The organism is Comamonas odontotermitis (assembly GCF_020080045.1).
In the GTDB taxonomy this organism is placed as follows: Bacteria; Pseudomonadota; Gammaproteobacteria; order Burkholderiales; family Burkholderiaceae_C; genus Comamonas; species Comamonas odontotermitis.
On record NZ_CP083453.1, the window covers coordinates 15920 to 36925 of the forward strand.

General features: G+C 59.1%; 29 protein-coding genes. 16 read left to right on the top strand and 13 right to left on the bottom strand.

The genetic code is table 11. The features are described from left to right. Window positions 1-53: 53 nt before the first annotated feature. The 12 genes from LAD35_RS22130 to LAD35_RS22185 all read right to left on the bottom strand — a co-directional run bounded on the left by LAD35_RS22130 (window position 54) and on the right by LAD35_RS22185 (window position 11465). On the bottom strand, window positions 54-1379 hold the full coding sequence (locus tag LAD35_RS22130) for a phage major capsid protein (RefSeq protein ID WP_224153274.1): 1326 nt from the start codon (window positions 1377-1379) through the stop codon (window positions 54-56). Between the two features lie 64 nt (window positions 1380-1443). Further along, a complete protein-coding gene (locus tag LAD35_RS22135) occupies window positions 1444-2391 on the bottom strand; it encodes a S49 family peptidase (RefSeq protein WP_224153275.1) in 948 nt (315 codons plus the stop codon). After that, entirely contained in the window at window positions 2388-3680 is a 1293-nt protein-coding gene (locus tag LAD35_RS22140) for a phage portal protein (RefSeq protein ID WP_224153276.1), read from the bottom strand. Before LAD35_RS22140 ends, LAD35_RS22135 begins: the two co-directional genes overlap by 4 nt. A 2-nt stretch (window positions 3681-3682) precedes the next feature. Beyond that, entirely contained in the window at window positions 3683-3874 is a 192-nt protein-coding gene (locus LAD35_RS22145) for a hypothetical protein (RefSeq protein WP_224153227.1), read from the bottom strand. Next, the gene (locus tag LAD35_RS22150; protein ID WP_224153228.1) at window positions 3871-5649 is read right to left on the bottom strand and encodes a terminase large subunit; all 1779 of its coding nucleotides are present in this window, start codon (window positions 5647-5649) and stop codon (window positions 3871-3873) included. Before LAD35_RS22150 ends, LAD35_RS22145 begins: the two co-directional genes overlap by 4 nt. Continuing rightward, window positions 5624-6151, bottom strand: a complete 528-nt coding sequence (locus LAD35_RS22155) for a phage terminase small subunit P27 family (RefSeq protein ID WP_224153229.1) — start codon at window positions 6149-6151, stop codon at window positions 5624-5626. The genes LAD35_RS22150 and LAD35_RS22155 overlap by 26 nt, the downstream gene beginning before the upstream one ends. Before the next feature lie 105 nt (window positions 6152-6256). After that, window positions 6257-6646: an HNH endonuclease gene (locus LAD35_RS22160; RefSeq protein ID WP_224153230.1), complete on the bottom strand. Its 390-nt coding sequence runs from the start codon at window positions 6644-6646 to the stop codon at window positions 6257-6259. Between the two features lie 127 nt (window positions 6647-6773). Then, window positions 6774-7229 (bottom strand): hypothetical protein, encoded by a 456-nt coding sequence (locus LAD35_RS22165; RefSeq protein WP_224153231.1) that lies wholly within the window; start codon window positions 7227-7229, stop codon window positions 6774-6776. After that, window positions 7216-7548: a hypothetical protein gene (locus LAD35_RS22170; RefSeq protein WP_224153232.1), complete on the bottom strand. Its 333-nt coding sequence runs from the start codon at window positions 7546-7548 to the stop codon at window positions 7216-7218. The genes LAD35_RS22165 and LAD35_RS22170 overlap by 14 nt, the downstream gene beginning before the upstream one ends. A gap of 409 nt (window positions 7549-7957) precedes the next feature. Continuing rightward, the gene (locus LAD35_RS22175) at window positions 7958-10657 is read right to left on the bottom strand and encodes a VapE domain-containing protein (RefSeq protein WP_224153233.1); all 2700 of its coding nucleotides are present in this window, start codon (window positions 10655-10657) and stop codon (window positions 7958-7960) included. A 2-nt stretch (window positions 10658-10659) separates the two neighbouring features. Further along, the gene (locus LAD35_RS22180) at window positions 10660-10995 is read right to left on the bottom strand and encodes a hypothetical protein (RefSeq protein ID WP_224153234.1); all 336 of its coding nucleotides are present in this window, start codon (window positions 10993-10995) and stop codon (window positions 10660-10662) included. Next, entirely contained in the window at window positions 10992-11465 is a 474-nt protein-coding gene (locus LAD35_RS22185; protein WP_224153235.1) for a phage regulatory CII family protein, read from the bottom strand. Before LAD35_RS22185 ends, LAD35_RS22180 begins: the two co-directional genes overlap by 4 nt. A gap of 558 nt (window positions 11466-12023) precedes the next feature. On the opposite strand from LAD35_RS22185, the gene LAD35_RS22190 reads away from it, so the two are divergent. From LAD35_RS22190 to LAD35_RS22260, 16 genes are all read left to right on the top strand, one after another. Continuing rightward, window positions 12024-12767 carry a S24 family peptidase gene (locus LAD35_RS22190; protein WP_224153236.1) on the top strand — a complete coding sequence of 248 codons (744 nt, stop codon included), beginning with the start codon at window positions 12024-12026 and terminating at the stop codon, window positions 12765-12767. A 4-nt stretch (window positions 12768-12771) separates the two neighbouring features. After that, window positions 12772-13224, top strand: coding sequence for a hypothetical protein (locus tag LAD35_RS22195; RefSeq protein WP_224153237.1), 453 nt, complete (start codon window positions 12772-12774; stop codon window positions 13222-13224). Window positions 13225-13323: 99 nt separating this feature from the next. Next, on the top strand, window positions 13324-13668 hold the full coding sequence (locus tag LAD35_RS22200) for a hypothetical protein (protein ID WP_224153238.1): 345 nt from the start codon (window positions 13324-13326) through the stop codon (window positions 13666-13668). Then, window positions 13650-13778, top strand: coding sequence for a hypothetical protein (locus LAD35_RS22340; RefSeq protein ID WP_263434681.1), 129 nt, complete (start codon window positions 13650-13652; stop codon window positions 13776-13778). Before LAD35_RS22200 ends, LAD35_RS22340 begins: the two co-directional genes overlap by 19 nt. 1 nt (window position 13779) lies before the next feature. Continuing rightward, window positions 13780-13929 (top strand): hypothetical protein, encoded by a 150-nt coding sequence (locus tag LAD35_RS22205; RefSeq protein WP_224153239.1) that lies wholly within the window; start codon window positions 13780-13782, stop codon window positions 13927-13929. 14 nt (window positions 13930-13943) lie between these two features. After that, the gene (locus tag LAD35_RS22210; protein ID WP_224153240.1) at window positions 13944-14201 is read left to right on the top strand and encodes a hypothetical protein; all 258 of its coding nucleotides are present in this window, start codon (window positions 13944-13946) and stop codon (window positions 14199-14201) included. A 10-nt stretch (window positions 14202-14211) separates the two neighbouring features. Then, window positions 14212-14427, top strand: coding sequence for a hypothetical protein (locus tag LAD35_RS22215; RefSeq protein WP_224153241.1), 216 nt, complete (start codon window positions 14212-14214; stop codon window positions 14425-14427). Continuing rightward, complete coding sequence (locus LAD35_RS22220; protein ID WP_224153242.1) at window positions 14424-14615, top strand: hypothetical protein; 192 nt, start codon at window positions 14424-14426, stop codon at window positions 14613-14615. Before LAD35_RS22215 ends, LAD35_RS22220 begins: the two co-directional genes overlap by 4 nt. Further along, window positions 14602-17055 (top strand): ParB/RepB/Spo0J family partition protein, encoded by a 2454-nt coding sequence (locus tag LAD35_RS22225; RefSeq protein ID WP_224153243.1) that lies wholly within the window; start codon window positions 14602-14604, stop codon window positions 17053-17055. Before LAD35_RS22220 ends, LAD35_RS22225 begins: the two co-directional genes overlap by 14 nt. Then, window positions 17052-18005: a hypothetical protein gene (locus LAD35_RS22230; RefSeq protein WP_224153244.1), complete on the top strand. Its 954-nt coding sequence runs from the start codon at window positions 17052-17054 to the stop codon at window positions 18003-18005. The genes LAD35_RS22225 and LAD35_RS22230 overlap by 4 nt, the downstream gene beginning before the upstream one ends. Continuing rightward, on the top strand, window positions 17998-18279 hold the full coding sequence (locus LAD35_RS22235; protein WP_224153245.1) for a hypothetical protein: 282 nt from the start codon (window positions 17998-18000) through the stop codon (window positions 18277-18279). Before LAD35_RS22230 ends, LAD35_RS22235 begins: the two co-directional genes overlap by 8 nt. Then, window positions 18276-18485: a hypothetical protein gene (locus tag LAD35_RS22240; protein WP_224153246.1), complete on the top strand. Its 210-nt coding sequence runs from the start codon at window positions 18276-18278 to the stop codon at window positions 18483-18485. The genes LAD35_RS22235 and LAD35_RS22240 overlap by 4 nt, the downstream gene beginning before the upstream one ends. After that, window positions 18482-18697 carry a hypothetical protein gene (locus LAD35_RS22245; RefSeq protein WP_224153247.1) on the top strand — a complete coding sequence of 72 codons (216 nt, stop codon included), beginning with the start codon at window positions 18482-18484 and terminating at the stop codon, window positions 18695-18697. The genes LAD35_RS22240 and LAD35_RS22245 overlap by 4 nt, the downstream gene beginning before the upstream one ends. Next, window positions 18694-19194 carry a hypothetical protein gene (locus tag LAD35_RS22250; protein WP_224153248.1) on the top strand — a complete coding sequence of 167 codons (501 nt, stop codon included), beginning with the start codon at window positions 18694-18696 and terminating at the stop codon, window positions 19192-19194. The genes LAD35_RS22245 and LAD35_RS22250 overlap by 4 nt, the downstream gene beginning before the upstream one ends. A gap of 1 nt (window position 19195) precedes the next feature. Continuing rightward, the gene (locus LAD35_RS22255) at window positions 19196-19363 is read left to right on the top strand and encodes a hypothetical protein (protein ID WP_224153249.1); all 168 of its coding nucleotides are present in this window, start codon (window positions 19196-19198) and stop codon (window positions 19361-19363) included. Window position 19364: 1 nt separating this feature from the next. Then, window positions 19365-19628, top strand: coding sequence for a hypothetical protein (locus tag LAD35_RS22260; RefSeq protein ID WP_224153250.1), 264 nt, complete (start codon window positions 19365-19367; stop codon window positions 19626-19628). Window positions 19629-19912: 284 nt separating this feature from the next. Here LAD35_RS22260 and LAD35_RS22265 read toward each other — a convergent pair whose 3' ends face one another. Next, window positions 19913-20947 carry a site-specific integrase gene (locus LAD35_RS22265; protein ID WP_224153251.1) on the bottom strand — a complete coding sequence of 345 codons (1035 nt, stop codon included), beginning with the start codon at window positions 20945-20947 and terminating at the stop codon, window positions 19913-19915. Between the last annotated feature and the right edge of the window lie 59 nt (window positions 20948-21006).

Sequence of the window (21006 nt, forward strand, 5' to 3'; positions counted from 1 at the left end):
AACAATGAAAAACGCCCCCGGCAAAGCGTCAAACGCAATGCCGGGGCAGCGCCTTACATGCCTTCGCCCCAGGTGATGCCGACGCCGACAGCGACGGATTCAACGTGGCGCAGGCCGAAGTCGTTGTGCTCGATCACCCGCACCAGGGTCTGGTCGCGCTGGAATGCGCTCACCTGATTGCCGCCTGCATCCTTGTAGGAGGCCTCGGTGCTGTAGGCCAGGGCAATCTGGCCGGATTCGCCGATGTAGCAGTCGCTGAAGTCGGCGAAGTAGCATTCGGTCTCGTTGGTGCCCGCGCCCAGGTTGACGGGGATCTGGGTGCTGAGCTTGAAGGGGTAGCCTTTGAAGGTTCCACCGTCAATCTCGGGATAGGCCTTGTTGCCGTTGCCATCACGCAGTGCCTGCAGCCAGCGGATCAGACGGGGATGCATGAGCCAGCCGCAATTTGCCATAGCCGCGTTGGCCGCTTCCAGGCGCAGCATCAGGCCGCCGAAGAAAAGATCAATCACCCCCAGGTTAGGAGCCCCGGCAGGAGCGGACACCACATTGCCAGGCAGCGCAAAGTAGCGCATGCCCTTGGGGGTGTTGGGATCACCCGCCGAGCGAATGAAGGTAATGTCCTCGGTCAGGCCGATTGTGGTCAGCAGATCACCAGCAACAATCTGGTCAACACCAGGGCTGACACCCGAGAACGCAATCAGGTCGTTGCTGATAGGCACCAGTGCGGCCAGCTTCTTGGACTGCAGCTTCATATCCGCGAACTGCATGTCGGTGACGTTGATGTCATCGTCAGACCCGATGTAGCCCGCCACCGTAGAGCCCTTGATACGTGGCAGCGTCATGTTGCCGTTGTTGAGCGGCAAGCTGACAGCGCCACTGGCACGCACCACCGAGCGGGGGCGCAGCGCCTCGATCACCTCACGCGCCATATTGGTTGGCACCAACACACCGCCAGCTGCCGGGGTGTGGGTATTGAGGGCCATGACCACATCGTTGCCAAAGCCACCAGATTGCGCGAGCTGAGCTGCGTAATGCTGGCTGCCCCCAGCCTGCACCAAGAGGCGCGCCATCTGCGCCATGCCAGCACCAGGAGGCTGGTTGCTGACGACAGAGATATGGGGGTTGGCATTGGCCGAGGGCGGGCCATTGATGCCAGCTGCCGATTCATTGAGCGGCACGGCAGCGGCTGCGGCAGCACGCTCGGCCGACTCGGCCCGGGCGAGCTGCTCGGTTTTTTCCGCAATCTGCTTTTCGAGCGCAGCGAACTGGTTCAGCTCTTCAGTGCTGAGCGACTGGCCGCCCGCTTCTTTGGCAGCCAGTGCCTGCAGCTGCGTATTCAGCTCGGCGCGTTCGCTGCGGAGTTTCAGGACTTGGGACATATCAACTTCCTTTGGACAATAAAAAAGCCCGCCTAAGCGGGCCGTAGCACCTGCCGCGAACGCGTCAGATCTGGGCTTGCAAGTCTGCGGCCTTGGCACGCAGTGCAATGGATGGGGATGGGCTGCGCGATGCACGCACATCGGCAACCAGGCCGTCAAGCGTGTCCTGCGCAGTTGCCAGGCGGTCGGCCAGGCCAATGGAGATCGCGCGCGAGCCGCGATACATGGCTGCCTCGGTGTCACGCACCTGCTGGGCAGTCAGACCACGGCTGGTACTGATGGCCTCGACAAACATTTCGTAAGCATCATCAATGCCTGCTTTCATCGACAAATATGCCTGCTCGGTCAGCGGCGCATGCGGTGTGCCGTCGTTCTTGTGCGCACCAGCATAGATGGTGGTGACTTTCAGCCCCATCTTTTCATTCATCTGGGAGCGATCCAGGTGCGCACCGATGACGCCGATGGAGCCAACACCAGCGGTCTTGCTCAGCACCACCTCCGTGCAAGACGCTGCGATCAGGTAGCCCGCGCTGTAGGCCGAGTGATTGACGATGGCCGTGATGGGCTTTTCCTGCGCAAGGCGCCTGATGTCGTCGGCCAGCTCGAAAGCCCCATTGACGTGCCCGCCGTTGGTGTCGAGATCCAGGACGATGCGCTGGACTGCCGAATCATTGACAGCCTCGACCATCCCGGCGCGGATCTGCTCGTAACTGGTCATCACCTCGCACATCTCCAGGTGCGCATTGCGGCTAACCAGCAGCCCATGCACCGGCACCACAGCCACCCCGGTACGCTCGCGCATATCGTCGTAGCCCATCAGTGCCCGGTGCGTGCTGGGCTGGCTATCGGCCGATGCACGCAGCGGCGGCAGCGGGGAGTCGCCCAGATTGATGATGTTGAGCTGCATCGATTGGTTCGCCCAACGGACGGCCATATCCAGCACATCAGGTGTTGCCATCACCGCCTGGTTGAAAATCATGCTGGCAAGGCGTAAGTAATTGCGTTGGCTCATTGCTGTAGTGCCTTTTCAATAAATTGAGCGTGAGCCCCCAGCTCGTCGGTCTGCTGCGCACTGGGCTTGTCCAGCACATCGAGCGGGTTGGAGTTGGAGGGCACCATATTCAGGGGCTGCAGGTACACATCGCCGCCAGGAATTGGCGGCAGGTTTTCCAGGCGACGGATGTCATTGACGCTCAGCCAGCCCCATTGGCGACCGAGTGCATAGCAGGCATAGCGCGTCTTCTGATCACCGCGCATGAGGCCCGAAAGGTTGAACTCGATGTAGAACCGACCCCGGTCTTCCTCCCGAATGAAATCCCGATTGCTGGTCTGCTCGTGCCGCTTGATCCAGGGCAACAAGCCGAACACCACGTACTGGATGATCTGCTGTTCAAGCGAGTTGTAGCTGAGCTTGTCCAGGTCATTGACCAACGGCAGCGGGATCTTGTAGAGCCGCGCCACATCCACGCCAAAGAGCTTGAGCATGCCCAGGATCTCTGCGTCCACCATGTTCATGCTGATGGGCTTGAACGTCATGCCCTCTTGCAGAAGCGCTACCTTCTTGGCGTTATCCACCCCTGCAAACTTGCTCCCCCACTGGTCAACGATGCCATCGATACTTTTCTGATCGGTGATAGCCTTGGCCTCTTTAGGTCGCTCGATCACGCCCGAGACCATGGCACCGTTGGAGAAGGACTTGCCAGCATACTGGCGCACGGCTTCCAGCATGCCAATGGACTCTGCATGCAGCGCTACAGGCGACAACCCCACATAGCCATTGAAGTTATGCCATCGCACATGGTGCACCTGGCGCATGTGCAAGCGCTCGGCGTGGTTGCCAACCTGGTAATAAGGCAGCAGATCTGGCCCCTTGAACACCTGCACCTTGTCGGAGGACAGCGGCCACAATGCAATGACATTGCCAGCATCATCGCGCTCCATCAGCTCGTAGCCGTTGCCACGCAACCCCAGGTGGTTCTGCAGTAGCTCGATCCGCTCCTGCGGGGTCTGCACAGCATTGGGCCGGTAGCGAATCACATCGTAGGTGGGGTGATTGATTGCCGCCTCGCGCTGGCCCCCACCTTTGCGCTCGTAGATCTCGCAGGGAAGCTGCCCGATGCTTTCTGACAGAAGGGTGACACAGTTCTGCAGCACAGGGATGCCAAAGGCACTCTCGGGCGTGACACGCACACCCGAGGCAGTGGAACGAGCAGCACCCAGCAGCCCCCGCCACACATCCCCTGCGCTGCTGGAGACGACGCTTTCAGACTGACCGCCCCCGAGCAGGTTTGAGAAAAACATGGCTATCCTTTGGTTTCATTGGCAACAAGTCGCTGACCGGCAGCAACGGCCCGGTCGATGCGCCAGGCGTAGGCCATGAGCAGCACGCCTGCCACCACCAGGGCGACCGGCACGCTGTAGAGGGCCAGGCCTGCGACCAGCAGGGCAAAGCCGACCAGGCCGCACAGCAGCGACAACCATTGCAGGTATTTCATATTCCGACTCCAGATTCGTAGACAGATGGGCCACCCAGTTGCGAGCCCTTGCCACTGATGCCGACCGCCATCACCGTTGAAACAATGCCGTCCACGCGGTTGATGGACTTGGCTTTATCCACCTTGCGGTTGTTGGCAGGGTCATGGGTAACAACGGCATTGGCTGCATTCCAGGTCAGCACCGGGTTGCCGTCATGCCGGATGGATTCGATCAGCTCGACATCTGCAGGGTCGATTTCATCGCCCTCCACCATGCCCAGCAAGCGCCGCTCAAACTCATCAACGGCCGGGCCAAAGGACTGATAGCCTTGACCAAAGCCCGCCATTTCCGGCAGGCTGATACCGTGCTCCACCATCAACTGCTGCAGGTCTTCAATACGCCAGCGGTCATAGGCGATCTTCTCGACCTGGAAGAAGTTGCAGATCTTCTGCAGTCGGCGCAGCACAAAGAGGCGACTGACAGCGCGGCCTGGCGTAGTCTCCAGATACCCGGCCTCGATCCACTCCCGGTATGGCACCTTGTCGCGCTTCTCGCGCTCATCCAGGTCGTGATCTGGAATCCAGAAGTACGGCATGATGCGCCAGTACGGATCTTCAACCGTAGGGAAAAAGAGCAGCACGAACGCCGTCAAGTCAGTGGTACTGGACAAGTCCAGGCCCGCCACCGCGCGCCGATTGCGCAACAGGCGCATCTGCACCTTTTCCTCCGCACCACTCCAAATGTCCCAATCGATCCAGGGCGATTCGGCCTGCGTCCACACGCAGAAGTTGAGCCGCAGCACCTTGGCGAGTTTGGCGGGCATACCCCTGGCCGTGTGTACCTGGTTGCGCAGGTAGGCGTAACCAGGAATGCCGTCGCGCTGACCATGCGCGCGAAACCGCAGCGAGGGGTTGACCTTGGGCCAGCAGCGCTCATCCTTGGCCGGATCGTCGCCCTTATCCAGCGAGCAGATGAACCCGAAGAAGGTGTCATCTTGAACACGGCCTGTGCACACGTCTGCACCGTAGTCATGGTACTGACCGCAGACCGTATTTTTGTCGCTGCCACTGTTGGTGATCATGACCACCATCGCGCGACGCCGGTTTTTCATACCGGCAATCATCATGTCTACAACCGTCGCCGTCTTGTGCTCGTGCACCTCATCGACCAGGCCAATGTGCGGACGAGGGCCGGACTGCCCCTCATCAGCAGCAATGGTTCTGAAAAAGCTATTGGTCTCAGGATAGAAAAGGTTCCAGACCTTCTCATCCCGGCCAGATTGCACAATCCGCTGGCTGAGCGCCTTGGACTGGTTGACCATCGCCACTGCGTCGCGGAACAGGATCTGCGCCTGGTCTTTCTTGGTAGCGGCAGCATAGATTTCGGCGCGCTGCTCTTTGTCAGCTGTCAGCCCGTACAGACCAATGCCTGCAACCAATGGACTCTTGCCAGATCCCTTGCCCGTCTCGATGTACACCACACGAAACCGGCGTCGCCCATCCTCAAAGTACCAGCCGTACAGACTGCCGACAATGAACGCCTGCCAGGGCGCGAGCAGGAAAGGCTTCTCTTCGTACTCGCCGCCGTTGAGCTTGAGCACATCTTCAAAGAATCCGATGGCCCGATCCGCTGCTGCCTGGTTCCACACCAGCCCGCGTTTGTGGCCGTGCTTCAGATCCTGCAGATGCCGCTTGCATGCGGCACGCACCAATGGGCCTGCAATGATGCGGCCCTGCAATACTCGTTTGGCGAACTTCTGGATACGGCAGCTAGTTGAAGTACGTTGCTGCTGCATCCTTTTCTTCGCCTCCGAACATATCAGCCTGCCCCACAGGCGCTGCCTTCATGTTGCGGCGCGCCAGGGGCGTCATTCCGAACTGGGCGCCTGCGGCGTTGGCACGTTTTTCAGCATCGTTGGCGAGCTGCCGCCAGACGCTGATTTGCTTTGCACCCGTTGCGAAGGTCTGCACATCGCCCGATTCGGCTTGCTCGGCATTCTTCTGCGCAATCAAGATGCGGAATTTCTTGTAGTCGGCGACGGCTTCGCAGTACGAAGCCAGCGCCATCATGTCCAGCTGATGTACCCAGCCGAGCAGCTGCAGGGCGGCAACCACGCGATCCCACTCCAGGACTGCATCGGCGCTCAGCCAATCGGGGCGATCTGGCACGCACGCCATCACCGCAGCGCTTTGGATCTCGCCGAGCAGGCCGCCGATATTTCTTTTGCTGGGGTTGCCGCCTGCCAGGTGCGCGAATGGGGTCTTTGCAGTGCGGCCAGAGTTTGAATTTCCTGCCATGGTGGCCTCTCTAGTCGATACCCCCCCTATCCATTTTTCCCGGTTTTGCGAGCGAAGGAGGGGCTGCGGTCTCCAGGCAAAAGGCTGGAAACATTTTTGCCCCCCCTACCCCCTGCGGTTCCAGTGGTGGCCGGGGTCGGTCGGCATGCCGCTCACGTCGCAGCCAGGCATGCGGCCCGACTTCTCCAGGCGCTGCTTGACCGAGTCGTGGCAGTGCTTGCACAGCGGCTGCCAGTTGTCACGATCCCAGAACAGACGGTACGCAGCGGCCACCTGGTCAGCATCACCCTGCTCCCTGGCTTCGCGCAACCGAGGTGCAACCTTGTGGTCAACCACCGTCGCAACGGCGTGCTCACCCCGTGCCTCATGCATTACGCACAGCGGGTTGTCTCGCAGGAACTGGTCACGCGATGCGCGCCATTTGCTGGTGTAGCCACGCGATGCGGCAGAGCCGCGCCGCGCATCATGGTCACGCCGGTAGGCTTGTTGTTTCATGCCGCATCACTCCAATAAAAAACCCGCTGCAGTTGCCTGAAGCGGGTTACCTGTGCTGGGCCGACAAGGTGGAGGGGGAAACCTTAGAGACACCAATCACAAGATAGCTGGAATGTACACAAAGTCTCTATGACGTAAAAGTCCTATTTGCATTCCTGCGCATGTCGGCCTGCAGTTGCTCAGCCTCGGCAGCAGCACGCCGCTGGGCCTTGGCCTTGGCCTGATCCTGCAGCCACATATCAATGGCTGCATCGGCCTGCCCAAGCCGCGCATGTACCGTGGCCTCTGCACAACCCAGGTGAACTGCGGCCATCTTGACGCCCAAGTCGTGCAAGTAGATGTGGTTCAGTGTCTGCACCAGGTGGGGCCTGGCCGTCTCGATGGCCTTGATGGCGGCATCAATCTCCTGTGCATCCTCGTCGAATGCCGGGATGATCGCACCGTTGTAGCTGCCACGATTGAACACACCGCAGTCAACATCGAGCACATTGCGCGTGGCCCAGCCACTACCACCGCTGAGCATGCGAGACTTCCACAGCGCCCAGTTGTCCAGGCGCTGCTTGATCCGTTCAATGCGTGCCATTGCCACCTCCCCCGCCTCCTGCAGTGGCCGGACGCTTGCCGCCGTCCAACTCTGGGTCAAAGACAATCGCCCAGTCATCGCCAAAGTTCACCATCTGCCAGGCCACCTCCTGCTCCACCGAGCGCATGTTGAATGCCGTCCCAGCAAAGTGTCCCGCCTCCATGGCCCAGAAGCGGTTTGGCTCGCCCAGGCAGCCAAGGCGCACAGTACGAAACACAGCATTGCCTTCGGTCTCGGCCTTCTTCACTATCAACTCATACGTCTTCGGCATGTTGCGCTTGATGTGATCCAGGCGCTGTTGCAGCTCGTCAGAACTCATTGCCGTCCCTTGATGATCTTGAGGTTTGTTCACTTGTTCACCCTGTTCAGTTACTTGATATAGAGAACACAGGAACCGCGTCACGCGCACCCACGCACGCGCCCACACATCCCGCATATGCCCGCCCGCTGCCCAGGGTGCACAGGGAACACATCAACCAACAGGCAATGCAGCAGCTTCAACCCCAAGATTCATGGTGTTGGTGGTACTACAGTGCTCTAGGAGAAATGCCTGAACACCCGGAACAGGTGAACAGATTCAGCTGGTAGGTGATGCGATACCCATCCCCGCCACCGCACCGCAGGCCGGGCGCACTGTCGCCCGTGCCACTACGCAAGCGCGAATCACGCCTCCACTTGCGCAGGCAGTGCGGCGCGTTTCAGGCACCGCTTTGCATGGTTGATTGAAATTAGAAAGGTGCATCCATATCACCCAACCAGTGTTTGACCTGGTCGGCCATGCTCACAGGCGCATCTACTGCGCCTGGCTGCGCATCGGCCTTCTGCGCCTTGTCGTCATCGGACTCGGCCCAGGTCATGGTGTTCTTGACTTCTTCGGGCGGCCACACCTCAGGCCGAAAGTACACACTCGCCTTGAGCTGGCCGTCGATTCGCTGACGGCCCTTGTTGACCCATCCATTGCTCGCCAGCCAGCCCTGTATCTGCTGCTCAAGCACCCGCGTGCTCTTGCCCGCATCCACATGCAAGGCCTTCACCAACGATGTAAGCGGCACGCGCTGCGTATCACAGTTGATCAAATTCGTATCCTGCCCTGGCGGGCGGGTCAGCAAGGTAAGCAGCTCGCCATCGATGGCCGACTCCACCAGGCGCGATTCCTGCATGGGAACAAAGAGCCGAGCCTCTACCTCTTTGGATGGGTGATACTCCGCCTTCTCCAGATATAGCTGATAGGCCTCGGCAAACAGCTGGTCTCGCCAACGCTCAAGCCATGCGAGCTTGATCTCATGGCGCACGGGCACCGGCCAAAAGCGCCGATTACCCGTGCGGTCGCGCAGGTACTTATCGTCGTTGGTAGTGCCTACCAGTACGACCTGGCGCGGAAAGTCCCTCGCCTTCGGCTCATACGATGGCCGGAACGTATCGATCATGGAGCTGATGAATGCCTTGATGTCATTGACACCAGCCTTGCTGAAGCTCGACAGCTCACCAATCTCGTACAGCCATTTGCCGCGCACCAGCTCCAGCGCCTCTTTGCCACGCTCCAGGTCAAACTTACTGTCACCAAACCATTTGGGCAACGCGCACAACAATCGGGCCAAGGTGGATTTACCCAGGCCTCCAACGCCCTCCAATACGGGCATGTAGTCAAACTTGCAACCAGGCTCCATGACCCGCCACACCATGCCCTGCAACCAGAAGCGCCCCACCAACGATAGGTACTCATACAGCGCAGGGTTCAATGTGGCCGGAGTCTCACCCAATACGAACACCAGCCACTTGGACAGGCGCGGCTTCTTGTCCCACACCAGGCCCTGCAGGTACTCGCGCACGGGGTGAAAGCGCTCGGCGTAGCCCACAACCCGGATGGCGTCCTGCACCGTAGTCACCGCCACATCGCCCACGCCATAGCGATCTGTCAGGTAGCGTGCCAGCAGATCTGCGCTGCCCTCGCTCCAATCGTCTCGCGCCTGATCGCTCCAGGGCCAGGGCTTGCGAACGTCCTGCTCTTTGGTCAACTCGTTATATGCGACACAACCCTGCAGGGCTGGATCGCGGCGCAACGCATCCACCACGAGGCTGCGGCACAGGTTCCATCTGCCACGCTTCCATTCGTAGTACGGCTCCAGCCAGGTCGGCATAGAGCCATCGCCATCATCAGCAGCAGCCGCAGTAGGTTTCTTGCCCTTGCCACCGCCATTCCCACCATCGCCGCCAGTGCCAACGGGGGCCTCGCGCTTTTCCTCCGGTGCCGCCGATTGATCCTCGGCATCCCAGCCAGGAGGGTAGGCCTTGCCAAAAAACGATGTAACGATGTGCTCGCCCGTCCAGCCCTCAGTCTCGATGTAGTCCTTGCAGTCGTAGCCACTGGGCTTCACCCCAGGGAACGGAATGGGCAGCAGCTTCACATCACAGCCCTGCTCGCGCAACAGGCGACCAATACCGAGCATGGCCTTCACGCCCGGCTGCTTGTCTGGTTTGAGGTACGGCTGCGCGTTCTTTAGCGCCTCCCGCTCTTCCTCAGTCGCACACGCGCTCAGCTCTTTTTTTGACGGCAAATGCCGCTGACTGTCGCAATCCGGCCAAAGCAGTACCGTGAGATCGCGCAAACGCCCCCAGTCGCCCTTCGCCCATCCCTTGCACCCACCAGCCCAGCTCAACACCAGATACACCCCGGGTGCGAACGAATCCAGCGTCTTCTGCAACAAGATCGCCTTGATCTCGCCCTCAACAATTACCACGGTTTGATCGGCGCGCGGAAACTGTGCCAGCGGCAGAAACAGAGGCTTGGGTTCGTCCCAGTGCCGCCATACCCATTTAGCACCATTCTTTTTATCGCTGCTGGCAAATACATGGGGGATGTCTACCTTGCTGCCATCGCTCTTCACAAAGCGCACCACGTAGCCCATCAGATCATCGCCGTAGCGGTACTCTGCAACGTGCAGGCCCTGCCCTCGATCAAAATGTACATTGTCAGTGGGAGGCGCATAGTCCGGCACCGGCACAATAGGCGTCCAGTTCTCTTTTACCGGCTTAGGCTTTGCGGGGGCAGCAGGGCGCGGGTTTGCTGCGGGCTGCACAGGCGCACCGGCAGCGGTCTTCACCACGCCTGCAACGGCCTCCAGCCCTTCTTCTCGGGCCACCTGGATTGCAGCCTTGCCAATACTCAGGTTGTGAATGGCCGCGTACAGGCTCAGCAGATCACGGCCCTTCTCGTCGCCACTGAAGTCTGCCCAACGGCCCGCCCTGCTGCCCTCCATGCAAACGCTGCAGCTGCTACCACTGCCGCCCCCCAGATCAGAGCACTTCCATTCATGGCCTTCGCGCCGCCCACCAGGCAACCAACGCGGCACCAGCTCGTCAATGCGATCCAATAGCGCCTCTGCCAACTCCCTGTATTTGAGGGGCGGCAATTCTTCCCTATGGGTCATCGCTACCGCCCCCAGCTCTGCAGCACCGTTGCCAATGCGCTAGATCCGGCACCGTGGCCTACGCCACCAGCCCAGGCAGCACCAGGAGCCCACTCGGCCACTGGGCGATTGCGATATGACACGCGGCGATGCCGGACGATTGCCACCAGGCGCGCGCGACGCAAGTTATCGAGAGTGCGGCGGGCCACATCGAGGCCTACGCATGCAGCTTGGGCCAACTCCTGCAAAGTTGCAGATTGACCAGGCTTGTGCAGCTGCTCGCAAGCCTGCAGCAGCGCCTGGCGAACCTCACCGGCTGGACGGCCGCAAATGGGGGTGTGCGTAGAGACATCCATCATCTGGCACCTCCACCGTTTGACCAGCGCGCTTGATCAGCCTGCAACTTTGCCCGCAGATAGCGCATCAGGCCTTGGCCCGCATGCAGCATCTCTGCCCACTGCTTCTCAATACGGGCAAATTCATTGGGGCTCAAATCGTTGTCAGCTACGGACTCCGATGCGCTTGCGACTACATCACTGCACTCCCGCATCAAATTGGCTACATGGGTTGCGGTGCATGTCTTGTCGTCTGAAGCATCAGGCAACAAGACGACCTCCGCGCCAACCAGGTCTGCCATCATGTTCAGCAGATCAAGCGCTGGCGGGCACTTGGCATCGTGACTATGCGTCATGATCTCCACCGCATCCTCCAAGCCCAGCTTGAAGGTGCCTGATGCACGCAGCTCCTTGTCAAGCGTGCTGTATTTCCTCTTCATGCGATCCGCCATACCCTCTATCCCGCCCGGGTAGGCCTGCGCGGCCCGCTTCACTGCATCTGTACAAGACATATCCACCCCCGCTTAAAAACGCCATAGGCACCGGGCCGCTGTGCTGTCACAGTTCACCCCATGCCATCCATAAAAAACCACCCCAGCACCAACGCCCGCGATCTGGAGCAACTGGAAAGCCCCTGGCCGCCGGAGACAAAAGCGGCGCAACCGGGCGCTGGCTATCAGCTGGGGTGGTTGGAAACAGTCACGTCCTGCCCAAGTTCCGGCCAGATGGCTTGATAGGTATCCGGCCATTGCGTTTTCCGACTGAACCAGCCATTTGTGTGCACCTCAAGACGCGCAGCCGCCTCGACCAGACGGCCGCGCGGAACGCACCCCTTTTCGAGCCACCCTGTGACACTTGGAGGCTGCACACCAAAGAACCTTGCGGTTGCATTTACACCGCTAAGGGCCTCAATGATTTCTTGGACAGAACGCTGCATAGCCCGCATGTTAACCGAACCTAACAAACAAGACAAGCAACCTAACAAGGAGATAAACCAAGGCGAACACTCAATTCGTTAGGATTGGCTAATTAGAGGAAGGGACAGACTTACCATGTCGGACATTTATCCAGACACGCTCGGCGGACGCATCCAACAACGCATGGATGCATTGCACATCCGTCAGGCCGATATTGCGCGGGAGCTCAAAGTCAGCCGCCCATCTGTTAGCGACTGGGTAAATGACAAGGTACAAAGCCTCAACTCGACAAACTTGATTGCGCTTGCCGCCTTACTGAACTGCTCTCAGGAGTGGTTGAATAGTGGGTCGGGAGCTGTGAGTCCTGCCCCTACTGCGCTTCGTGTTGCTGAAGCTGCCCCCATTTATTCGGTTTCGAGCACCAGAGACGAACCGCAGGAGGACTTCGTCCGCATCCAGCATCTGTCGCCACGCCCATCGATGGGCTCCGGGAATGAAGTGGAGGAGCCCGTCAGCATCGTCCAATACCTTGACGTACTCAGAAGCTGGTTGATCAGTGAGCTTGGCACAGCCAATCCAGATCGAGTAAAGATCCTGACCGCCATTGGCCGAAGCAATCACCCCACAATCCCAGATAAGTCACTTGTGTTTGTTGATACAGGCCATCGTTTCATTGACGCTCCTGCCTTCTATGTTCTCGATGTCGCCGGGAGATTCCTACTCAAAAAAGCGCTGATTCGTGCTGATGGGTCGCTTGAGCTGCGCAGTGACAACCGAGAAGAGTACCCAGACAGCGAGATCTACAAGCTCTCAGAGGCGCAAGATACGCTAAACATTAGCGGCAAAGTGTTAGGCTGGTGGTCTCTACGTATCGGGTAAGGACATGAGCGAGAAACGGAAAACTTCACTCTTGACATGGTGCATTGCTGGTGTTTTTGCCATTGCAGCTGTTTCCTGCATATTTGGCGAGAGCAAAAGCAAAGACGCCAGAGACCAAGCAGCAGCCACGCTGGCTGCTTCAGAATCCGCTAAATCTCCTGAGCAAAAGTCTCAAGAGGCGGCGGCAAAGGCCAAAACCGAGGCCGAATTCCAGAGCGTTCGCCGAATTGTGACTGCAATCAAAGAGTCATCAAAGAACCCAAAGTCTTTTGACCTTGTCCAAGCGCTGTACCTGGACAGCAAGGTCACTTGCGTGGTCTATCGGGGCACAAACAGCTTCAACGCCACAGTGACTGAGAGCATGGCCGTTGACAGCTCCGGCTCAAAAGTGGACTGGAACAAGAACTGCGCCAATAAAAACGGCACTGACTACACCTACGTTCGCCAAGTTCTGTAAACCTAACGCCTAACAAACAACATTTGTTAGGCTTACCTATTGACTTAATGTTAGGTTAGTCTAACAATCCCGTCTACCGACTAACAACGGAGGTAGACGATGAAAGCAACCGCAAGCGCGCCAGAACCCAGTGCACACGTCTGCACTGCCCTGCGCCTCAACTCAATCTGGATCAAGCACGCAGCGCAGATGCGCCAGTCATCAGAAAAGCTGTTCCAGAAATTCAAAACAGCCCGCAGCAAAGTGACTTCGGACGCCTTGTGGGACGGCCACCACGCCACTTTGTCCGCCGCGAAAAGCAGCGAAAACCAAGCCATTGAAGACGGCGCATTGCTGCACATCGGTGTGCCTGGCGCGGTCGATGCCGCAGTGCAGATCGAGGCAGCACGATGGAAAGCCAGCCCGACAAAGACGAGGGCTGCGGCATGCACCTCTACCTACTGATCTGCGCTGGCCGCATGCACGCCAAGCTGGCCGACAGCCATGCCGCCGCGCTGGCTTGGGGCCGTCAACACTTCAACAATCAGGCCGTGCTGGCCGTGCAGGAGCGCTGATATGCCAGCACCTATCCAGCTCGACGGCCCTTACTACCCGCCCACCAAGCAACGCCTGCTGCGCGCCGCGCCATGGATTGCTATGTGGATCTGCGTGATCGCTATCAGTGTCGGCGCGGCCTCGGCCATTGCGCTCTCGCTGCAGTTCTAAAGCAAGGGGCGTGCATGTCGTACCCATCCATCGTGATCTACGGGCCGCTGGGCAGCGGCATGCGCACCAATGCCCAGGCCTTGTGCCAGCACTTCGGCCTTGATTTTGTGCTTGACCAGACGGAAGACACCCCGGCCACGACGGCGGCGCACCACCCAGTGCGCGGCGCCCTGGTGCTGTCTACCGAGCGCCCCGAGCACACCGATTTTTCCATGTCCTACGCCCTGGCAGAGCAGCACCTGATGTTGTTGCCTGCGGGCTACCCACTGTAAGGAGTTGACCATGCGTACCCAACCCACACCCCAGCTGCACGTATGCCCCCAGTGCAACGGCGTGCACAAGACCCCATCCAGCCTGTTTGACTGCTGCGTCTGGCAGCACGTCACCGTGCCCGAACGCCTGCAGATGCAGCGCGAAGTGGAAGCGGGCAAGCCCCTGCAGCTGGTGCTGCTGCACCACGGCGCCCGGGCAGGCGATGCACAGAGCTTGATGGTATGAGCCGCGCCCAATCCATTGCAGAGAAAAACGGCTGCGATAGCGACACCGCACAGCGCTATCTCGATCTGCTTGACGAAGGTTACTCCTGGTATCAGGCCGCAGTGATGTCCGGCATGCGCGATCCCGACGAAGCCCGCGACAGAACCCCATCCATCACATACATCGGAGCAGATTATGGCGACGAATGAGTTTGACACCGCAACGCAGGCCATGCCGCTGCCAGGCGCAGGCCCATTGATGCGCGAGCTGCAGATTGACGAGATCGTCACCAGCCGCACGAACCCGCGTAAATCCTTTGACCAGGGCAAGCTGTCGGAGCTGGCCGCAAGCATCAAGGCCATGGGCGTCAATGTGCCCATCATCGTGCGCCCGCTGCCGCCAGAGCGCCTGCAGGACACCTTTGATAACCGCAGCAAAGGCATGCCGCTGCCAGCCTACGAGATTGTGGCCGGTGAACGCCGCTGGCGTGCCACCAAGCTGGCAGGCCTTGCCACGATCCCGGCTGTTATCCGCTACCTGGACGACGCCCAGGCACTGGAAGTGCAGATCATTGAGAACCTGCAGCGCGAAGACGTAAGCGCCCTGGAAGAGGCCGAGGGATATGAGCAGCTCATGCAGGCGACTGGCATCAATGCCGATGCAGTTGCCGCCAAGATCGGCATGAGCCGCAGCTATGTTTTTGGCCGTCTCAAGCTGCTGGCCTTGTGCTCGGAAGCCCGCGATGCCCTGCGCGAGGGCGACATCGATGCAAGCCGCGCTCTGCTGCTGGCCCGCATTCCCCATCACACCCTGCAGATAGAGGCGCTGGACGATGTGCGCAACGGCGGCTACTACAGCAGCGCCCGCGAAGCCAAGGAACTCATCCATCGCCAGTACATGCTGTACCTGCGCGATGCCCGCTTTGATGTGGCCGACGCCACGCTGTGCCCTAAGGCCGGTGCGTGCACAAAGTGCCCTCTCAACACGGCCAATGACCGCGATCTGTTTGCCGATGTGAAAAGTGCAGACATGTGCACTGACAGCAAGTGCTTTGAAGCCAAGGAACAGGCCCACAACGACCGCGTGCTGAAAGCTGCCCACGACCAGGGTTATGAGGTCATCGAGGGCAAAGAGGCCAAGGCACTGATGCCCCATAGCTACAGCACCAGGGTTGAAGGCTATCTGCGCCTCGATGACAAATACGACAGCCCGACTGATGAGCCCCTGCGCGCCTTGATCGGCCAGCAGATGGAATCGGCCGGGATCAAGCCGACCATGATCGCCAACCCGCACAAGGAAGGCGAGCTGGTGGCCGTGTTGCTGCCCTCCCAGGTCTCTACATTGCTTGCACAAGCCGGGCATGAAGAAGCTGTAGTCGCGGTGGAGAAGGACAACCAAGCCGAAGCCAAAGCGGCAAAGGAGAAGGAAGCCGCCCAGGAAAAGGTGAAATATGAATCGACCTGGCGCCAGGATGTTGCGGCCCGCATCCGTGAAGAGCTGCTGCAGCAACCTGAATCCACCTTGCCAAGCGGCGTGGTGCTGCTGCTTGCCAAGCGCGAGGCCAACAGCCTGAACCAGGAGCAGGCCAAGCAGTTTTGCAAGCTACACGAGCTGGGCAAGGTCGGTCAGTCGCAGGCCATTTTCGACTGGATCGACGCGCACCCCGAGCCAGTCTCTGCACTGCTCAACCTGCTGGTGTTCCGCGATACCGAGTATCGCTACTGGCTGGACGCAAAGGAGCAAAACAAATATCTACTGACCATCGCCAAAGAAGTCGGCGTAGTAGCGCTGACTGTGCAGCAAAGCACAAAGGCCAACATGCGCGCAGAAAAAGCAACTAAAAAGCAGCAGGAAGTCAAAAAAGCTGCACTCAGTACGCTTCCCGATGATTCATTGAAGCCCCAGGAAGCCGCCTCTACCCCACCCCCCGCTGCGCAAGCGCAGAAGGGGCGCGGGGGGAAGAAGGGAGCCAAGGCCCAGGCGAGCGAGACGCCCAAAACCAGCGCTGAGTTTGCGCGTGCGCAGATTGCCGAGGCAATGCAAGCCGCCGAAAGCCCCGCTGGCGCGGCCGAGGGCGTGGGTGATGGTCAGGAGGACATATCAGGCGCGGCTGCGGCCGCGCAGGATGACGATGCGCAGGCTGTGGCTGTCGCCCAGCCTGCGACAGCGCCCACCCGTACTGCTGCCTGGCCGTTCCCTCCGACCAAGCCCCTGGCAGACACGCACGCCGCAAGCGGCGAGCAATTGACTGTTGGCGCATGGGTAACCGTCAACAACACCCATAGCAACAAGAAGCTGCGCGGCGAGCGCGGCCAGGTGTACTCAAAGGTGCGCGACGACTACCTGATCAACATTCCAGACAGGTCGCCTTTCTCGTCAACGCGGGAGCACTTGACCCCTTGCGAACCTCCGGCCGCAGCCGTCGCTCCCGCAGATCCCGATGCCTTCAAGGAAGGCGTAAAGGTTCGGATCAAAGCGGATGCTGACATCGCCCCCAAGTACAGCCGCCTGCGCGACCAGGAAGGCGAACTGCGCTACTCCGTTGGCGCGAAGCAAAACGTCTGGCGCGTGGCATTCCCCGGAATTATCAAACGCGGCCTGCCAGAGGTTCAGTCCTTCAACATCAAAGACCTGGAGATCGTGCAATGAGCAACACCAATATCTGCACCTGCCCCAGCGGCGATGGATCGCTGCGCTGGCCTTGTCCAGTACATCCCGCATTGCCAAAGCCAGCCTATCCCGCCCAATTCAACGGGCATGGCGGCGAGCAGTCCAGCCACGACGGATACAGCGCCACTCAAGTGCTGGACTACGCTGCACAGACAGTGGCAGCACAGCTATCAGGCAATGAGCACAAAGCGCTTGCCGCCCTGCGCTACTACCGCGATGAGTGCACGGGCCATGAGGTCAGCCAGAGCGTATTCGAGAAGATGGTGGATGAGGCGCTGGCAGCAGCACAGGCACCCGCCGACCCCATGGACTGGCCGCTCCCATGCGACGTATCAGTTGGCAGCGTCACGATCTGCAAGGGCGTAAGGTTGCGCACACTGGTGACCCGCATGGAGGTACTGCACAAGATGGCTACTGCCCAGGCAGAGGTGCAGGCCCAGCCGGTGGCTCTGCCGGGTGACTTGATTAAATCAGTCGATGCTTGGTTCGCAAAAAACACGGGCCTCGGGGGATGCTCTGACAACGATGTTGCGGAGCTTGCTGCAATCTTCACGGCACACCAGGCCCTGCCCGCTGATGCGCTTAATGCAACTGAACTACTGACCCGCTACTGCCCAGGTTGCGGCCATGTCGGCCCGGTGGAGGCCCAGTTCCGCGATTGCTGCCCGGACGGCAACCAGGCGCGAATGATCCCCGAGGCGCTTGCCAAGAAATGCCACGACACATTCAAGCTGGCGATTACTTCTGTGCTCGATGTGCAAACAGCGCTGCGCGACTATCACTACGCCCTTGACACCAGGCAGCACGGAGGCGTTGCCGCAGACAACGCCATCAAGGCCATCCAGCGCGCATTCGATATGCCTTGGATTCAAGGCCAGGAAGCTGCAGCACGCGCCGGCACTGCAGGAAAGGGCCAGACCCATGGCTAAAACCTCCACCACACGCCGCAAGCGCCTGCAGGCCGCGCGCGCATCGTCCCTGCCTGAATCGGAGCCCATGCCGTCCGTTGCCAGCTTGCGCAAGATGTTCATTGCCACTCTGGACGACCACATACAGATGCGTGCCAACGCCATGCTCGCTCAAATTTATCAGAGGCACTGCCAGAGCGTGGCGGACGTGCTCCAGGCAATCAACGAAGGCCTGAAGAAGAACATAGCCAACATGCGCGACGAGCGCATCCAGCAAGAGGAAGGCCGCAAATGAGCAAGCTATCCCAGCTCAAAAAGACTGTGGGCTACCAGGAACGCGTGCCCCGCTGCTCTACCTGCAAGCACTACAACGAGCAGCAGCTGATGCGCGATTCGATGCCAACCTTCTACCAGCGCTTCTGCACGCGCCATCACTTCCAGGTGAAGGCCCATGCGTGCTGCGACAACTGGCAATCAACCACCGGCGAGGTGCTTGCATGATCAAGATCACCGAAAGAGACGGCCATCTGCATCTATTGCACATCGATGCAATTGCACGCGTTACCGAAGCGAGCGCGTCTAGCCAATGGCATGGCGTCAGAGCATACGTACGAACCTTTGATGGCGTCACCATCGAGGCCCGCGAATCCGCCTTAGAGATTGGCCGCGCAGTGGATGCCGAGCGCAATCCCAGCAAGGAGACCACCCAATGACCCACGGCCGCAAACCCCGTAAGCCACGCCTGGTGCGCAACCCGCTCACGCATGCCAATGAACATGTTTCAGGCCTGCGCCCGCATGAGCTGGCTAACGTCCAGCGCACCCTTGATGACTGCCTGGCCGCGCTGCGTCATGTTCGCTACGAGCGCGAGCACATCCAGGCCTTGAATACCTTCTGGCAGATCTCGCAGGAGATCGAGCGCAGCGGCATCGTGAAGGGTTTTACCGAGCAGATCAACGCAGCCCATCAGGCCGCTACCGCCATTTTCAACAGGTGCGAGACGCCCAGCGGCTGGCATACCAAGCCCCTGCGCGGCCCCGAGCTGGCCGCACTGGATGACATGGCGTATTACTACATGTTCCAGATCCGCAATGTGACCTATGGCGAGCTGCACCGCCTGCAGAACAAGGTGATCCACCGCGCAAAGAGCATGGGGCACGGCACCGAGCACATCAAAGCCGAGCAGCTGCACGTAGACCTGGTGAACTGAAATGCCGCGCACTGACTTTTCTACCTGGCAGCGCGAAACGCTGGAGCGCTTTGCGCGCGAGGTGGCCGACGAGAACCTGCAGCTGCGTGCAGACGTGCGCACTGCCCTCGATGGCTACCGCGCCGAGGTGCGCGAACAACTTACCGAAAAGAAGAACGAGGAAAACTGATATGACCCGCCGCGCTACCACCACAGCAGCGCCCGCCACCAACGGGCCAAGCCTGGTCACGCAAATGTTTGTGGCCGAGAAATATGGCCTGCGCCTCGATGTGAACCAGCTAGCCCAACTGCTGAGCATCACACCAGGCACGGTGCATAACCGTATAAGCGCCAACACCTTCGACATTCCGACATATCTTGACAACGGCAAGCGATATGCCGACTACCGGGATGTGGCGGCGCACTTTGACAGCATTCGGAATAATGCCAAATAAGGCCAGCATCACACATTAATGCTCAAAACCGCAAGAATGACACATCCTCCTATTACTTCTATAGCGCAAATCCGGCCCTCTATCGATTCTTGGATATTTCCAGCCCATCACGAAGTACCTCTTGCAGCGAGGACAACGGTCATTCACTATTGATTCATAGATAGCCACACACATTAAAGAAAATAAAGTCGCCACTTGAAAAATAGCGCCACACAAGAAACTTATTTTAAAAACCAAAAATACAGAAATTAATGGAGAAAATATAACAAAAATAATATATTTTTTCATTTCTGTTCTTTCTTGCGATGAAGATCTTCCGGCCGAAGATTCGTGTATCTTTTGAGCGTCTCCCACTTCTTATGCCCCGTCACCAACGCAACCTCTTGTATCGCGTAGCCATCTTCAAACAGACGACTAGTCCCCTCATGCCGCATATCGTGCAGCTTGAGGTCGGGGATCTCCAGCGCCTCCCGAGCTTCCTTAAAGTATTTGCTCACCGTCTGCGGATGCACTGAGAAGATACGCGGCTCACCCTCGATCACCGGCTGAGCCTTTGCAACATCCCAGGTTTCACCCAACAGCGGCACCCATTGATCATTGGTCTTCTTGCTTCGCGGGTCTTTGCGCTGCCGTATCAACACCAAGCGCTTCTTTTCATCCAGATCTGCCCACAACAACCCACACACCTCGCTGCGACGCATTGCCGTCAACGCTGCAAAGTACACAAAGTCGGCATACACCTTTCCTTTGTTATCGGTAAGCCAAGCCAGGATGCGAGCCAGCTCATCCTCTTGCGGCCGCCGCTCGCGTCTACCGCCTGACCCAATCAGGCCCATGTGCTTTAACACTGGCCTAGACATGCCCACCACATCAGGCAACTGCAGCCGCAAGAATGATCCGGTGTAGCGCATGACTGTGCCGAGCTTGGACACATCCATATTGACGGTATAAGGGCCTGCCCCTTCTTCCTTGCGAACCAGCGCGAAGCCCACCAGGTCATCTACCGACAAGCGCTGTGCGTCGAGCTGACCCAGATGGAGATCCAGAGTCTTGAGCATGTAGTGTGAGTTGGACGTGTCCAGGATAGGCCTGGTCTGCTCCATCAGCTTGCGATACTCTCGTATCAATTCGCTGACGGTGAAACGTCGATCTCGCACAACCTCTGCACCTGGTGATACGCCTTCATCAAGACTCGCCTCAATTTTGGTCGCCCATGCAAGGGCCTGCGCCTTGACCGCGAAGGTTTTGCAATATGATGGGAAGCCTTTACGGCGCACGAGTGCGCGCCACTTCCCGTTTACTTGTGTGATGCTCGCCATCGCTCCCAGTCCTCCTAGTGATACGGTATCAATCTCGTATCACTGACACGATGAGACGT